General features: G+C 72.0%; 16 protein-coding genes. 6 read left to right on the forward strand and 10 right to left on the reverse strand.

Annotation, left to right across the window (positions count from 1 at the left end; all coding sequences use genetic code 11):
- Positions 1-75: 75 nt before the first annotated feature.
- Positions 76-1,131: a helix-turn-helix domain-containing protein gene (locus ACFVUY_RS30710; protein ID WP_387735436.1), complete on the forward strand. Its 1,056-nt coding sequence runs from the start codon at positions 76-78 to the stop codon at positions 1,129-1,131.
- A 408-nt stretch (positions 1,132-1,539) separates the two neighbouring features.
- Here ACFVUY_RS30710 and ACFVUY_RS30715 read toward each other — a convergent pair whose 3' ends face one another.
- On the reverse strand, positions 1,540-2,343 hold the full coding sequence (locus tag ACFVUY_RS30715) for a hypothetical protein (protein ID WP_387735438.1): 804 nt from the start codon (positions 2,341-2,343) through the stop codon (positions 1,540-1,542).
- 59 nt (positions 2,344-2,402) lie between these two features.
- Positions 2,403-3,494 carry a DUF4232 domain-containing protein gene (locus tag ACFVUY_RS30720; RefSeq protein WP_387735440.1) on the reverse strand — a complete coding sequence of 364 codons (1,092 nt, stop codon included), beginning with the start codon at positions 3,492-3,494 and terminating at the stop codon, positions 2,403-2,405.
- 162 nt (positions 3,495-3,656) lie between these two features.
- Between ACFVUY_RS30720 and ACFVUY_RS30725 the strand changes: the two genes are divergently transcribed.
- Entirely contained in the window at positions 3,657-3,839 is a 183-nt protein-coding gene (locus ACFVUY_RS30725; protein WP_387735442.1) for a hypothetical protein, read from the forward strand.
- 131 nt (positions 3,840-3,970) lie between these two features.
- On the opposite strand, the gene ACFVUY_RS30730 is transcribed toward ACFVUY_RS30725, so the two are convergent.
- Positions 3,971-5,989: a ricin-type beta-trefoil lectin domain protein gene (locus ACFVUY_RS30730; RefSeq protein WP_387735444.1), complete on the reverse strand. Its 2,019-nt coding sequence runs from the start codon at positions 5,987-5,989 to the stop codon at positions 3,971-3,973.
- Positions 5,990-6,185: 196 nt separating this feature from the next.
- Between ACFVUY_RS30730 and ACFVUY_RS30735 the strand changes: the two genes are divergently transcribed.
- A complete protein-coding gene (locus tag ACFVUY_RS30735) occupies positions 6,186-6,392 on the forward strand; it encodes a DivIVA domain-containing protein (protein ID WP_387735446.1) in 207 nt (68 codons plus the stop codon).
- A 172-nt stretch (positions 6,393-6,564) separates the two neighbouring features.
- Here ACFVUY_RS30735 and ACFVUY_RS30740 read toward each other — a convergent pair whose 3' ends face one another.
- The 5 genes from ACFVUY_RS30740 to ACFVUY_RS30760 form a co-directional block, all read right to left on the reverse strand.
- Positions 6,565-6,942 (reverse strand): ASCH domain-containing protein, encoded by a 378-nt coding sequence (locus tag ACFVUY_RS30740; RefSeq protein ID WP_387735449.1) that lies wholly within the window; start codon positions 6,940-6,942, stop codon positions 6,565-6,567.
- Positions 6,943-6,982: 40 nt separating this feature from the next.
- Positions 6,983-7,693 carry a class I SAM-dependent methyltransferase gene (locus ACFVUY_RS30745; RefSeq protein ID WP_387735451.1) on the reverse strand — a complete coding sequence of 237 codons (711 nt, stop codon included), beginning with the start codon at positions 7,691-7,693 and terminating at the stop codon, positions 6,983-6,985.
- Positions 7,694-7,800: 107 nt separating this feature from the next.
- Positions 7,801-8,256, reverse strand: a complete 456-nt coding sequence (locus ACFVUY_RS30750; RefSeq protein WP_387692349.1) for a hypothetical protein — start codon at positions 8,254-8,256, stop codon at positions 7,801-7,803.
- 308 nt (positions 8,257-8,564) lie between these two features.
- On the reverse strand, positions 8,565-8,810 hold the full coding sequence (locus ACFVUY_RS30755; RefSeq protein ID WP_387735454.1) for a hypothetical protein: 246 nt from the start codon (positions 8,808-8,810) through the stop codon (positions 8,565-8,567).
- Positions 8,807-9,169 (reverse strand): ATP-binding protein, encoded by a 363-nt coding sequence (locus ACFVUY_RS30760; RefSeq protein WP_359906212.1) that lies wholly within the window; start codon positions 9,167-9,169, stop codon positions 8,807-8,809. Before ACFVUY_RS30760 ends, ACFVUY_RS30755 begins: the two co-directional genes overlap by 4 nt.
- Positions 9,170-9,438: 269 nt before the next feature.
- On the opposite strand from ACFVUY_RS30760, the gene ACFVUY_RS30765 reads away from it, so the two are divergent.
- From ACFVUY_RS30765 to ACFVUY_RS30775, 3 genes are all read left to right on the forward strand, one after another.
- Entirely contained in the window at positions 9,439-10,302 is an 864-nt protein-coding gene (locus ACFVUY_RS30765; RefSeq protein WP_387692363.1) for a helix-turn-helix domain-containing protein, read from the forward strand.
- A complete protein-coding gene (locus ACFVUY_RS30770; protein ID WP_387735456.1) occupies positions 10,295-10,486 on the forward strand; it encodes a DUF397 domain-containing protein in 192 nt (63 codons plus the stop codon). Before ACFVUY_RS30765 ends, ACFVUY_RS30770 begins: the two co-directional genes overlap by 8 nt.
- Positions 10,487-10,789: 303 nt before the next feature.
- Entirely contained in the window at positions 10,790-11,134 is a 345-nt protein-coding gene (locus tag ACFVUY_RS30775; protein ID WP_359906200.1) for a hypothetical protein, read from the forward strand.
- Positions 11,135-11,200: 66 nt separating this feature from the next.
- Here ACFVUY_RS30775 and ACFVUY_RS30780 read toward each other — a convergent pair whose 3' ends face one another.
- Together ACFVUY_RS30780 and ACFVUY_RS30785 are read right to left on the reverse strand one after the other, a co-directional pair.
- Positions 11,201-12,331: a hypothetical protein gene (locus tag ACFVUY_RS30780; protein WP_387735459.1), complete on the reverse strand. Its 1,131-nt coding sequence runs from the start codon at positions 12,329-12,331 to the stop codon at positions 11,201-11,203.
- Positions 12,328-12,981: a GAP family protein gene (locus ACFVUY_RS30785; RefSeq protein ID WP_359906195.1), complete on the reverse strand. Its 654-nt coding sequence runs from the start codon at positions 12,979-12,981 to the stop codon at positions 12,328-12,330. Before ACFVUY_RS30785 ends, ACFVUY_RS30780 begins: the two co-directional genes overlap by 4 nt.
- Positions 12,982-13,392 lie beyond the last annotated feature (411 nt).

Consider the following 13,392-nt stretch of genomic DNA (forward strand, 5'->3'; position numbering starts at 1 on the left):
AGCCGGTGACACCTGGTGGGGAGGGGAGCCCGGCCGGGCAGGAAGGGGACGGACCCCGGAAGGAAAGGGCGGACAGTGGCCACGAGCACGCAGAGCGTGTTCCGCAGCGAGGGCGTACCCGTGACGGAACGGTTCGACTGCTGGCGGGAGTTGGTCAGCCGCACCCGGGACAGCGAGGTGACCAGCGTCCACTGCGACGACTTCCGGGCGGAGATGCGGCGCCTGGAACTGGGCCCGGTGACCCTCCTGCGCAGTTCCTTCCAGCCGACCCGCTTCCACCGCACCGCGCGCCGGGTGCGGCGCTCGGACCCGGAGGTGTTCCACCTCACCCTGCTGCTCGACGGCGGCTTCACCCTGACCCGCGACACCGGGCGCACCGAGACCTTCGGGCCCGGCAACCTGCACATGCTCGACAGCTCCCACCCGTTCGACCTGCGGGCCTTCGGCTCCCGCGCCGCCCGCTCCCCCGGGGACCTGCGGATCGAGGCCGTCGGCGTCGACTTCCCCTCCGCCCTGCTTCCGGTGCCGCCGCACCGGCTGGAGGACCTGCTGGGCCGCGGCTTCTCCTCCCGGGAGGGCACCTGCGCGCTGCTCTCGGACTTCCTGCTCAACCTCGACCGGCAGGCCGCCCTCCTGGGCCCCGCCGACGCCCCCCGCCTGGGCGGCGTCGTGGTCGACCTGGTGGCCGCCTGGCTCGCCCGGGAGGTGGACGCCGAGGCCGCCGTGCCCGACGACAGCCGGCAGCGGGCCCTGGTCGAGCACGTCCGGGCCTTCATCGGACGCAACCTGCACGACCCCGAGCTGACGCCCGCCGTGATCGCCGCCGCCCACCACATCTCCGTCAGCTACCTGCACCGCCTCTTCGGCCGGGAGTCCGGCGGCGAGACCGTCGCCGCCTTCATCCGCCGCCGCCGGCTGGAGCGGGCCCGCCGCGAACTGGCCGACCCCGCGCTGCGCGCCCTGCCCGTCCACGCCGTCGCCACCCGCTGCGGCCTGCCCCGCGCCGCCGAGTTCAGCCGCGCCTTCAAGGCCGCGTACGGCCTCTCCCCCCGCGAGCACCGCCACCGCGCCCTGACCGGGAGCGGGGGCGGGGTCGGAAGCGGGGGCGGGAGCGGGGCCGTCGGCGGGTAGCCGTACGGGCGGCGGGCAGCCGTACGCGGGCGGCGCGGCCCGTACGGGCCGGGCCGACGGGCGCGAAAACCCCGCATCGTGAGCACCAGGTGCGCACGAGCGGGCGGGAATCCCGGATCAGTGCACGCAATGCCAAGGACTGTCCACTCAGCGCCAACACGGCGGGGGTGACGCCCTGGCATCCTCCCTGAGGGACACCGCGCAGCGGAACGTCGAGTTCCGTTCCGCGCCGGCGGCCCGGCACGCCACGGGGGAGCGTGCCGGGCCGCCGGGTCCCGCACCGCCCGGCCCGACCGGCCGGCCGGCCGTCGGCGGGCTCAGCGGGCTCAGCGGGCTCAGCCGGTCATCGGACCCAGCGGCTCAGCGCCCCAGCGCCCCAGCGGCTCAGCGACTCGGCGACTCGGCGACTCAGCGGCCGGACTCGTGGGCGAAGACGGCCTGGGCGACCGCCTTCTGCAGCGGGCTCAGGTGCTTGTCGACGAGGGTCTGGTAGTCACCGGCACGGCCGTCGGCCCACTGGCCCAGGCCCGCGACCATGGCCCGGCCGGCGCCGGAGAACGCCTGCACCATGCCGCTGTCCGGGGGCAGGGTGGTCAGGCCCGAGGCGGGCGGCGGGGCCTGGGCGCCGACCTGGTAGTCGTCGAAGGCCATGCTGAGGGTGGTGACCAGGTGGACGGTGTCCTTGGGGTCGGCCATGGTGAAGACGGCCAGGTTGTACTGGTTCTTGGCGCTGTCGGTGTACAGGGCGATCTGCTCGCCCAGGCAGCCCTTGGAGGCGCGGATCATCCCGATCAGCCGCGGGCCGACCGAGTCCGGTTCGACGCAGGACTTCATGACGGTCGATCCGACCCTGGTGTAGACCTCGCCGCCGGCCGCCGTCACCTGGGCGGGGAACAGCTGGTCGAGCGGCAGCAGGGAGGCGTCCGGGGTGGCGGAGGCCCGGGCCGCGGCGGCGGAAGCCGTGACGGAAACGGACGCCGAAGCCGACACCGACGCCGACGCGGAAACGGACGGGGACGGGGACTCGGAAACGGACGGGGCCGCGGACGGGGCCGCCGATCCCCCGCCCTCCTCGCCGGAGGGCCGCAGCAGGGTGAAGGCGCCGACGGTCACCGCGGCGGCGGCGAGGGCGAAGGCGAGGTTGCGCGGCCAGACCCGCTGGGGGCGGGGCGAGGAGTCGTCGGGCCGCTGGTCAGGATCGGTGGGGAACATACCGCCGTACCGTAGTGATCTTGATTGCGGCGCTTGACGACGGTTCGATCACAGTGCGGTCACGGTGCCGGGCGCGGTGACGGCGTGTCGTTCGTGTCCTCCCTGGTCCAGGCCCCGGCGCCGAGGCGCCCGGTGGTGCCGAGGTCGAGTTCCGGGACGACCGTGACGGGGGCCGCGTCGGGGGTCGCGCGCACCCGTACGTAGGGGGCGTTGAGCGGCTCCCCGGCACCGGCCTCGGTGGTGTTGCGCCACACCAGGGTGGTGCGGGCGCCCTCTCCCGGGCGCAGGGCGATCTTCCGCGGCGGGTCGTCGGCGCCGGTGCCGGAGGCGATCTCGGCGCCGCCGCGCAGGATCCGCACGCCGTCGAGGGGCTTGTGGTCGAGGTCGAGCGGCTGCACCTGCGGGTAGCCGTCGAGGGTGACGACGGCGGTGCCGCAGTTGCGCAGGTGCAGGCCGACCACGCGCAGGCCCATGGCGGCGTCGCCCTCGTCGGCGTACAGCCGCAGGCCGGTGGGCGGGCAGGGGCCGCCGGCGCCGGGCGCCTCGACGGTGGGCACGCTGCGGACCTTGAGGAGCTCCGGCTTCGGCGGGCGGGGGTTGCCGGGCTGTCCCGGGGTGGGCGCGCCCGGGCGGGAGCCCGGCCCGGTCGGGCCGGGGCGGGAGCCCGGCCCGGTCGGGCCGGGCGCGGTCAGGTCGATCCGCCCCTTCTCGGTGGCGCCGGGGGCGAGCCCGGTGACGGTCCGGGTGAGGTTCCCTCCCCCGCCCGACCCGGGGCTGCCGAACACCGCCGCGCCGCGGCTGGGATCGGGGCCGTTGAACACCACGGTGTAGTCGTAGGGTTCGCTGTTCGGGTTGGTCACCTCGTACTCGAAGCAGGTGCGGCCGACGGCGGTGATCCGCACCCCGCCCTGGGCGAGCGCCGTCGGCTGCGCCGCGCCGGGCGCGCCCGGCGTCGGGGTGCCGCACGAGCCGGGGCTGTCGGAGGCCTCCGGTCCGCCGCCGGAGGCCGCGGTCGTCGCGGTGCCGCCGGAGGCCGCGGTGCCGCAGCCCGCGAGCAGCAGGGCGGCGGTGGCGGCGGCCACGGCCGACGCGGCGGGCCCGCCGGGGTGACGGACCGTCAGTCGGCGGCGGGGCGGGGAGGTCTGGCGCATCCGCCGAGTCGATCATGCCCCGCGCCGGACGGCAGTGAGCCGCGTCACTTCGCGTGCAACAGCCCTGCCACGGTCCGTGTCGGCCTCCGTGCCCGCACCTTCGGCCCGACGATCCGCATCGACACGGACAGCCGTCAGGGCGGGTGCACGCTCACCTTCCTCGTGTCGAACACCGCGTCCGCCACCCTCGACATCCGGTACTCCGGGGACGGCGACGTCAGCCAGTGCGGGGGCGCCCTCCCGAACGACGTCCGCACCGCGTCCCCGGACCATCCGGTGGCACTCGCCATCGACACCGACGACCGCCCCGGCGGCTGCCGGCTGCAGCTCCGGATGAACGTCTAGCCACCGGCGGCCCGAACGCCCGGTCCCTCGCCCGCCCACCCGCCGAGCGGATGGGCGGGTGGGCGGGCCTGCCGGTTCGAAGAGTCGGGTGCGGCCGGGTGCCGTCCGTCAGGGCCGCCGAGGGTTGCCGTTCAGAGGAGCTGGAAGGACCACTCCTGCTTCCAGCCGCCTTCACAGCTCCACACCCCGAGCTGCTTGAAGTCGGAGTCGTGGGCGAGGCAGTCGTCGTCGCCGATCCGGACCTGGTACTTGCCGTTGCCGAGGCCGACGAACTCCCACTTCTGGTTGGAGGTGTCGCCCCACGCCTGCTGCTCGGCGACATAGGTCTCCGGGTTCTCGGTGAGGTTGAACCCGAGGTCGTTGACGATCCGGTAGCGGTCCCCGCCCAGCGGCTTGATGGTCCACTTGGACCCCTTCGCCCCCAGGATCCCGCCCACGATCGGCGAGCCCCAGCTCGCGGTCTCGTCGGGTGCCGTCGCGCCCAGCCCGTTGGCGAGCTTCAGGAACAGCGGCCGCTCGGTCGGGACGTCGGAGGACGGCTTCGGGTCCGGCTTCGGCTTCGGCTTGGGGTCCGGCTTCGTCGGCGTGGTCGGGTCGGTGGGGCCGGTCGGGTCGGTCGGCGTGATCACGCCGCCGGACGTGGACTCGAGCACCCATCCCTGATGCCAGTCCTGCTTGCACGTCCACACGCCGAGCTGCTTGAAGTCGGCGTCGTGGGCGAGGCAGTCGTCGTCGGAGATCCGGATCTGGTACTTGCCGTTGCCGATTCCGGCGAGCTCCCACTTCTGCCGGGAGGAGTTGCTCCACGGCTGGAGTTCGGCCGTGTAGGTGCCGTTCTCGGTGAGTTCCAGCCCGTACGAGCTGGTGATCCGGTAACGACCGCCGCCCACCGGGGCGACCTTCCACTTGGACTCGTTGCCGCCCCGGAGCCCGGCGACGACCGGGGCGCCGGCGGAGCCGCTGACCGGGACGGCGCCCAGGCCGTTGTCGAGCTTCAGGTACACCTCGGCGCCGTTGCCGGTGCCGCCGCCGGGCGTGGGCGGGTTGGTGGTCGGCGGGGTGCCGCCCCAGGCCCAGTTCTGGTTGGGCGCGTCCCGCCGGTCCTCGGAGCCGCAGGCCCAGGCCGCCACCGTGCTGCCGTTGGCGGTCCGGCCGCTGAAGTCGTCGATGCAGACGTCCTTGGACCGGTCGTCCTGGTCCGTCATGTGCCGGAAACCGCCGCTGGGCGACATGTTCCAGCGCTGACCGGGGATCTCCAGGCAGTCCCAGACCTGGAGCCTGGTCCCGTTCGCGGTCTTGTCGGCCTCCAGGTCGAGGCACTTGCCGTTGGCCGCCTGAAGCTTGTAACCGTTGTAGGTCCACTTCTGGGCGTCGCCGCCGTTGCACTCCCACATCTGCACGGGGGTGCCGTTCGCGGTGCCGTTGCCGCTGACGTCCAGGCAGACGTGGTAGCCGGGGCCGCTGGAGTCGGGGGTGAGGCTGCCGGTCCTGGTGCCGTAGCCGGACCGGGCGGGGAAGTGGACGGTGCGCACGTCGCCGTCGCACTTGTAGGGCCGCGCGGTGCCGGACCGGCAGGTCCACGGCTCCTTCTTGACGGTGTCACCGTCGTTGCCGATGAACGCCCAGTTCAGGTAGCCGCCGTCGCCCCGGTTGCGGAAGGTCGAGTCCCCCTGGAAGACCCAGATCCGGAACACGTCGTAGCCGGACGGTTCCTTCTTCTCCTTGTCCATGAAGTGGTTGAGCTTGTAGGTGGTGTCGAGCAGCACCCCCTTCATGTCGGCCTTGTACTCGTTCCTGAACCACTCGGTGTCGTACAGGTCGGTGCCCACGGTCTTGAACACCATGACGTTGAATCCGGGGAACTTCGCACTCAACTTCGTCGCGGTGCTCTGGGTGAACTCCGCGTTGTCCAGCTTGTTGAGATTGGCGGCGTTGTGCATGAGCTTGATCATGTCGAAGGCGGAGTTGATCAACGCGGTCATGCAGTTGCCGCCGCCCGGCGTGGCCGGGGTTCCGCAGGTCTTGTCCACGGGGGCTGCCGCGGGGGCGGCCGCAGGCGCCGCCTGGGCCTGCACGGTCAGGCCGGAGACCACGGCGACCGCCGCGACTCCGCAGGCCAGGGCGCGTTTCAGGCGGGACAGGGGTTGCACGTCAGAACCATCCTTCTTCTCGGGGAAGTTGGATGCTAGGCAGCGGAATTCTCCGTCCCACGACTCCTGACGCAATCCATATGACAAGATCAAGAAGCCTGACGCCTTTCACGCGCCAACCGGTCCGGCGGGCCCTGCGGACCGGGCTCGACCCCAGTGGCCTGCCTCGGGCAGGCCGGATCGGAGGACCCGCAAGGTGTCGACATCACCGGAGTTCCGCGGCTTCGACCTGGTACGGCGCGGCTACGACCGCGAGCAGGTCGACCGCTATCTCCGCGCCCTGTCCGAAGCCGGTTCACCGCCGCCGCAGCCGGCGTTCCCGATCAGGTGGCGCGGCTACGACCGCGACCAGGTCGACGCGCGCATCGCGGACCTCCTGCGCGGCAGGGGCGGCAGCGCGTAACCCACGTCATGGGTTCGGCGCAGGAAGTCGGACCGGCCGACTTCCTGCGCCATGGGATGTCCGGCACCCCGGCCCGCCCGGGCACAGGGGTCAGGGCACAAACCACCCGCACCCGCGTCGCGGTGGCCCCGGCCCGGCCGGGACCACCGCAGCCGACCGGGCGGTACCGGGCTCACTCGGGGTCCACCCGCGCGATCTCGAAGGTGAGCACGCCCAGCGCTTCCTTGTGGGGCGGGAAAATGGCGCGGATCGCTTCGAGCTGTTCGGCCTCGGTGGCATGGGGGTTGACCGCTTCCACCCGCTCGGTGCCGAACATCTCCTCGAAGGTGCGGTACTTCCCGATCCGTGTGACCCGGGTCAGGCAACTCGACTCGCGGCAGGTGAAGTTGATCCGGCCCCCGACCCTGATCCGCTCCATCGACTCGTAGGCGACGCGGACCTCGACCGTCTTCTCACCGGAGGCGATGAGGTCGAAGTACTGCCGGTAGATCGGCATGTCGCGGGGGCGCTCCGCCCGGGAGTCGTGCGTGGCAGGCCGGCGAGTGCTCATCAGTAGTGCTTCCCATGCGGTTGTGGTGCAGGACCGGTCCTCACGGCTGCCGGTGGGCCTGGATGAACAGGGTGTCGGCCGAGCGTGCGCCCGAAGTGGCAGGGGGGAGCCGGTCGATGCTGATCGCGGTGAACCCGGCCTCGTCCAGCAGCTTCGTCCAGACGTGCTCCTGGAGGACCCAGCGACGCATCGTCGTCGCAGTGCCGTCCGGGGTGCGGGCCGGGATGTCGGCGTGCCGGACGTCCGGCTCGGCGGGCGCTCCGCCGAGGTAGTGGCCCAGGGTGGAGGCGGCGAACAGCCCGCCGGGACGCAGGGCGCGGGCAGCGGCGGGCAGCAGCCGGCGGGGGTCGGCGAAGTCGAGGCCGCCGAAGACGGAGTAGAGGACGTCGTACGCATCCGGGTGCGCCTCCAAGTGCTCGACCACGCCGGCGAGCAGAGGGTGCAGGCGCGGCGCGAGGTGACCGTAGAGGTCGCAGGCCATCGCGTGCTGGGCGGGAGAGGCGTCGATGGCGTCGACCCGGGCCGGGGCGTGGTGGGCGACGAGGTGGGCGGCGTGTCGGGCGGCGCCCGCGCCGAGATCGGCCAGGACGAGGCCGGTGATGTCACCCAGCATCTCGCTCCCCGGCCCGCCGTCCTGGGCCCAGACCCAGTGGAAGGAGCCGGGGACGGCCCGGTCCGCGTCGGCGCGGGTGCGGCCGTAGTGGTGCCAGAGGTCCGGCGCGGCGGCCTGGGCGGGTGAGGTGGTCGTCATCCGGGCCATCCTGGTGCCCGGCGCACCCGGGCGCAGGGATTCGCGCGAAGACCACCCGTCCGCGTGGCGGTGGCCCCGGCCGGGCCGGGACCACCGCAACCGACCGGTCAGTGCGAGTCGTTGCCGGGGTGGCAGGGGCTGCAGTTGGCGGCGTCGGCCCACAGCGACAGGTCCACGTCCCAGCCGTCGGCCGCGATGATCCGGGCGGTGCGCAGCACCGTACCGTCGTCCTTGAACTCGACGGCCGGCACGTGGTGCAGGAAGTGGCCGTCGTTGTGGGTCCGGCACAGCTCGGCGTAGGCGACGGTGTCCAGGATGATCGTGTGGACGCCGATGTCCACCAGCGCGCTGGGGCCGAGGCTCAGGCGCTCGCCACGGTGGGCCATCGCGGTCAGCAGGTAGGCGTAGCCCTGGCCGAGGACGCGGGCGGCCATGACGGAGTCGTACGGGTAGTCGCGCATCAGCAGGCCGATCTGCTTTTCCCACAGATCGGCGGGGATGTGGTCGCGCACGTTCCGGAGCGGTCCGACGGTCGGGTCGGTGGGCGCAACTGCGGTTGCCATGGTTCCTCCGACTGCTGTTGGGGCACCTGGTGGCGCCGGGCACTACCCGGCGGCCCTGTGAAAGCTACGGACCTTCCGGCGCCGGATGCCGCCTTGTCAGGCGTTTTGCTGTCTGACGAACCGCCCGTCCGATCGACCCCGGGGAGGCCCGGAGCAGTGCCGCAGCCCCCGGCGCGTGGGCGGCGGGGGCCGGCGGGGTCAGGCGTCCTCGTCGGGCGGGGTCGTGCGGAGGGCGTTGACGACGCCCAGGGCCACGATGGAGACCGCGACGGCGAGGAGGACGGCGAAGGCCGTCCCGATCAGGAACTTCACGAGAAGTCCCGCTCCGCGTCGAGGAGAAGGACGAGGAGGTTGAGCAGCGTCGAGGCCGGCGCGGTGTTGAAGCGGACGAGGACGCGGCCGTCGATGGTCCGGTCGGTGCCGGCCGAGGGGAAGATCAGGCCGAACTTCCGCCCCCGGTCCTGGACTTCGGCGAGGAGCGTGTTGATGTGGGCATCGGTGTAGTGCCGGATCCGGGGGTCGGTCGGCAGCATCGGGTGGCGGCGGGCCATCACGCGGCGCCGTCCAGCTCGAACCAGACGGATTTGGCACGCTCGTGGGGGTCGACGCCCCAGCGGTGGGTGAGGCCCTCGACGAGTTGCAGGCCCCGGCCGGACTCGGCGAGCAGGGAGAGCGGCGGGGTCGCGGGGAGGATCGGGCTCCCGTCCGTGACGGAGACCCGCAGGGAACCGTTGATGGAGATGATCTCGACGAGCGGGGCGGGGGTGTCCCCGTGCCGCCAGGCGTTGACGAGCAGCTCGCAGAGGGCGAGCTGCGCGTCGGAGATGACGGAGGGGGACCAGCCGACGCGGGTCATGCTGTTGTGGAGGGTCTGACGGGCGATGGCGATGGTGGGGGTGTTGATGTGACGCATGGGAGTTCTCCCGAGGCGTGAGTGAGGGAGGAACCGGCGGAACATGTGTCGCCGTGAGCCAGGCCGTTGGAGAAGGACTTGGCTGCTCTGCGGTGCTTGCTAGCAGGCGTTACTGACGATCCGTCGGATCGGTGTGAGATCGACCGTAGCGCACCATCTCCTGAGTTTTTAGGCTCACACCTAAAAATTCGCTCTATCGTGTGGCTCGCAGATGGACCTGTACGTCGCCAGCGCGGCACACTGGCCCCAGCACCGGCCGAAAGGACGCCATGCCCCTTCGCTCCAACCCGACCCTCCGTCAACGGCGACTTGGCGCTGAGCTGCGGAGAATGCGGGAGCAAGCCGAGCTCGGCGGCAGCCAGCTCGCCCGCACCCTCGGCATCAGCCCTGGCCAGATGACGCAGATGGAGAAGGCGAAGATCGGCGTCAGCCCCGAGCGCCTGCGAACCCTGGCCTCGGCCTGCAACTGCGTCAACCAGCCGCTGATCAACGCTCTCGTTGACATGGCACTGGAGCGGGAGAAGGGATGGTGGGAAAAGTTCCGCGGCACCCTGACCATCGACTTCCTTGAGGTGGCCGAGCTTGAGAACCGAGCCAAGCGGCTGACAATCTGCACGACCACCTACATGCCCGGACTGTTGCAGACCAGCGACTACGCCTCGGCCGTGTTCGCACGGATCTTTCCTCCGCTGCCCCCACAAGACATCGACACCAGGACGGCCTTCCGAATCAAGCGGCAAGAGGTAGTTCGCTCAGGCGCGACTCCTCTCCAAGTGTTCATCCACGAGGCCGCACTGCGGATGCAGTTCGGCGGCCTCAAGGTCCTCATCGACCAGCTCGGTTCGCTGCTCGACGATTCCGAGCAACCCGGCATCTCAGTTCGCGTCGTGCCCTTTGCCGTCGACACCTTCCCCGGTTCCGGCGAGAACCTCACGTTCGCCGAAGGCCCCGTCCCCGAGCTGGACACCATCCAGATGGACGTCACCCAAGGTGCACTCTTCTTCGACTCCCCGGCGGACCTGGCCAAGCACCGGGCGATCTTCTCTCGCCTGGACTCCACAGCACTCTCCGAAGAAGGATCACGCGACTTCATTCGATCCATCATGGAGGATGTGAACCGCACATATGCGTAGTCCAGAGTGGCAAAAGTCCAGCTACAGCGCCGCAAACAATGAGTGTGTGGAGGTCCGCACGGTCGCCGGGGCGATCGAACTCCGCGAGTCCGACGAGGGCCACCTCATCCTCCGCACCACCCCCACCGCCCTCGCCACCCTCCTCCACGGCCTCAAAGCCGGCGAATTCGACCACCACGCCTGACCGCCCCGACCCCGCAGCGCCCCTCGCCCACCCAGGGCGAGGGGCGCAACCACGGCACCGCGAAGGCAAAGGTCCCCAGCCAGGAAGGAGACGGAAAACAACAATGCCTGAGTCCACCTGGCAGAAGTACCGCTGCTCGTCGAAGCCCGGCGGCCGCCCGCCGCTCGAGCCCTTGCACAGCCGCAGCCGCAGCCTTCGCGCCGTTCGCACCCCTTCACGCCGGTGACGATTCGCGCACATCCCATTACGTTTGGCAGTGATCGCGGGATGCGCCCGGCACCCCTGCGCACAGGAGGTCTCATCATGCGACGACTCGTCACAACGCTCGGCACTCTCATCGCTGCAGGGACGTTGGCCGTGGCCGTCCCCACGTCCGCCCAGGCCGCCACGGGAACCTTGACGTTCTACAACGTGATCTTCCCTGATGGGTCGGGCCTTGGCCCGGGCGTGCCGTACGTCGACCCGCCCGCAGGCTGCTACGAAGTGCCGAGGGAGGCGCAGGGGCCGTTGTCGGGCGTGAACAACGCGACAGACAGCGCGGTCCGCTTCTACTGGCGGGAGGACTGCACCAGCCTGCTGTTCAACGTCCCCGCCGGCCGTTCGGTCAGGTTCAACTCGCACCCCCGCTCCTTCATGGTCGAGAGGTAGCCGAGGCTCCCGGCCGCCCCGACCCGCAGCGCCCCTCGCCCACTCGGGGCGAGGGGCGTCGGGCGCTTAATGCCTCCGGGGCAGTCGCCCCAGGAGGCCGTGGCCGCGCGTGGTCTGCCAGCGCGAGCGCGCCTGGCGCAGCACGGTGTCCCACTGCTGGCGGATCTCGTCGTCCGGCGGGCGTTCGCCGCGTCCGATCCTGTCGAGTTCGTCCCGCACCTCCCGGCCGAGCGCCGCCGCGGCCACGGTGGCGAGCATGGCCCCGAACAGGGCGGAGAGCATGGCGAAGACCGCCCCGATCGCGCCGTAGCGGTCCGTGGAGGCGTTGAAGAGGCGCGGCAGGTAGACGCCCATGGCCAGGGAGTAGCCGGACAGCAGGACCGCCGCGATGCACGCGAACGGTACGAGGTCGAGCCGGGGGATCCGGCCTGCGGACAGCAGCCGGCCGCCCCAGATGAGGAAGGCCGCTGTCAGCGGTGCCTCCACGACGTCCGCCACCAGTCCCAGCGGCCCGCGGTCGAGGGTGGCGTGGACCCAGCTGCTCAGCGCGGCGTACCCGGCGAGCAGCGCGATCCATTTGAGGCCGTTCACGGTGTTGCGGACGCTCAGCGGTTCCAGCTCCCAGTCCTGTTCGAACAGGCGCTGGGCGGCCCGCGCGAAGCTCAGCACCGAGACGAGGAGGAAGGCGATCCCGAAGAGCCCCGTGGCGCCCCAGTCGTTGGACGCGGAGAGCATGTCTCGCACGGCTTCGGCGCCGCCCCCGGTGAGGCCGTAGCGGTCGATGACGCGCTGGGCGACGTCCTTGCCGCCGAGGCGGACGACGAGGGCTCCGCAGACGATGGCCAGTGGCACCAGGGCGGTGAGCGCGGCGGAGGCCAGGGCCATGGAGCGGTCGAAGCCCACGAGTCGCTGGAAGCGGCTGACCACGCGCAGCGCGAACGCCGGGCGGAGCCAGAAGGTCGCCGTCCTGAGAACGGTCTCGCGGTTGATCCGTGTCGTTTGGCCCTCCGGGGTGCGGCGGTGGTGCGGCCTCGGCGAGGGACGCCGGGGCAGCTCGGCGCGCGAGTCCGTACGGCCCTTCGGGTCGGTACGGCGGATCGTCGCCGGAGTGATCCTCGCGCGGCGGGGCCCGGCCGGGCGCGGCAACCCGCCGGGCGAGTGCCGCCGTCCGCCCGTGCGGGGCGGTGGTCCGGTCACAGCGCGGTGGCGCCCTCGGCGATCAGGAGTGCGCCGATCACGGCCAGGACCAGTGCGGTGACGGTGCTGTTGTGGGTCTCCAGCCACGTCCGCACTCTGCCCAACGGGGCCAGGACACGTTCCCCCGCGGCGATGTGGAGCAGCAGGGGGAGCGCGACGGTGAGGGCGGCGATCGCGGTGAACGCTGCCAGGGCGGCGACGGTGGGGGCCGCTTCCAGTTCGGCGGAGCCGATCGTCAGTCCCGCCGCCCCCGAGAGCAGGACGACCTTCGGGTTGGCCGCCGACAGCAGCAGCCCCAGCCGCAGGGCCTTGGCCGGGGTGGCGTCCGTCAGGGCCCTCATCCAGGCCGGGGTCGCCTTGTCCCCTCGGGAGCGCCACTGCCGGGCGGCGAGGAGCAGGAGGACCGCGCCGAGGCCCACTTTGGTCCACGAGGCCCAGGTGGGGGTCTCCTCGCGGGCCTCGACGACGGCGGCGAGCGCGGCGAGCGCGGACGCCGCCGCGAGGATTCCGGCCGTCCAGCCGGTCAGGAAGGCCGCGGCGGTGGGTCTGGGCCGCGGCGTGAACAGCAGCAGGATCGCGGGAACGACCGGAAACGGAGACAGCGCGATTCCCAGCGCGAGCGGTGTCACCTCGCCCATCACGGTGCCCACCGGATGCCCCTTCCGTGGTTGGTGGGGTGTTCGGTCATGCGGCCGACCGTCCCCTCGGCCCGCTGGAGCAGGGCGAGGTCGACGCGCCGCCGAGCAGCAGCACGCCTCCCTCGGTGAGGATGCGCGGGAAGCCTCCCCGCGGGGAGGGGTCGGGAAGGTCGCCGACGCCGAGCATGATGCCAAGGTACCCGCAGGCGGCGGCGAGGAGCGGCAGGCTGCGTTCGATCCGGGCGGGCCCGGAGGGCCGGCCACGAGGGCGCCAGCGCCTCGTGCCAGAACCGCGCCATCTCGTCGGCGAGGCGGAGCGCGAAGTGGTCCTCCCCGCGGTCGAGGGCCCGCAGGAGCTGCCTGGGCGGCGGGTGGCTGGAGCCGGGCCCCCAGGCGGATCCGGATCACGAACGCTCCCCTTTC

The sequence above is a fragment of the Kitasatospora sp. NPDC058063 genome, assembly GCF_042885395.1.
Classification (GTDB): Bacteria; Actinomycetota; Actinomycetes; order Streptomycetales; family Streptomycetaceae; genus Kitasatospora; species Kitasatospora lactacystinica.

Excerpts from the sequence above, each read along its gene's own strand:
- ACFVUY_RS30750 (WP_387692349.1), bottom strand. The coding sequence starts at position 8,256 with ATGGCAACCGCAGTTGCGCCCACCGACCCGACCGTCGGACCGCTCCGG.
- ACFVUY_RS30765 (WP_387692363.1), top strand. The coding sequence starts at position 9,439 with ATGCCCCTTCGCTCCAACCCGACCCTCCGTCAACGGCGACTTGGCGCT.
- ACFVUY_RS30745 (WP_387735451.1), bottom strand. The coding sequence starts at position 7,693 with ATGACGACCACCTCACCCGCCCAGGCCGCCGCGCCGGACCTCTGGCAC.
- ACFVUY_RS30715 (WP_387735438.1), bottom strand. The coding sequence starts at position 2,343 with ATGTTCCCCACCGATCCTGACCAGCGGCCCGACGACTCCTCGCCCCGC.
- ACFVUY_RS30770 (WP_387735456.1), top strand. The coding sequence starts at position 10,295 with ATGCGTAGTCCAGAGTGGCAAAAGTCCAGCTACAGCGCCGCAAACAAT.
- ACFVUY_RS30760 (WP_359906212.1), bottom strand. The coding sequence starts at position 9,169 with ATGCGTCACATCAACACCCCCACCATCGCCATCGCCCGTCAGACCCTC.
- ACFVUY_RS30775 (WP_359906200.1), top strand. The coding sequence starts at position 10,790 with ATGCGACGACTCGTCACAACGCTCGGCACTCTCATCGCTGCAGGGACG.
- ACFVUY_RS30740 (WP_387735449.1), bottom strand. The coding sequence starts at position 6,942 with ATGAGCACTCGCCGGCCTGCCACGCACGACTCCCGGGCGGAGCGCCCC.
- ACFVUY_RS30720 (WP_387735440.1), bottom strand. The coding sequence starts at position 3,494 with ATGCGCCAGACCTCCCCGCCCCGCCGCCGACTGACGGTCCGTCACCCC.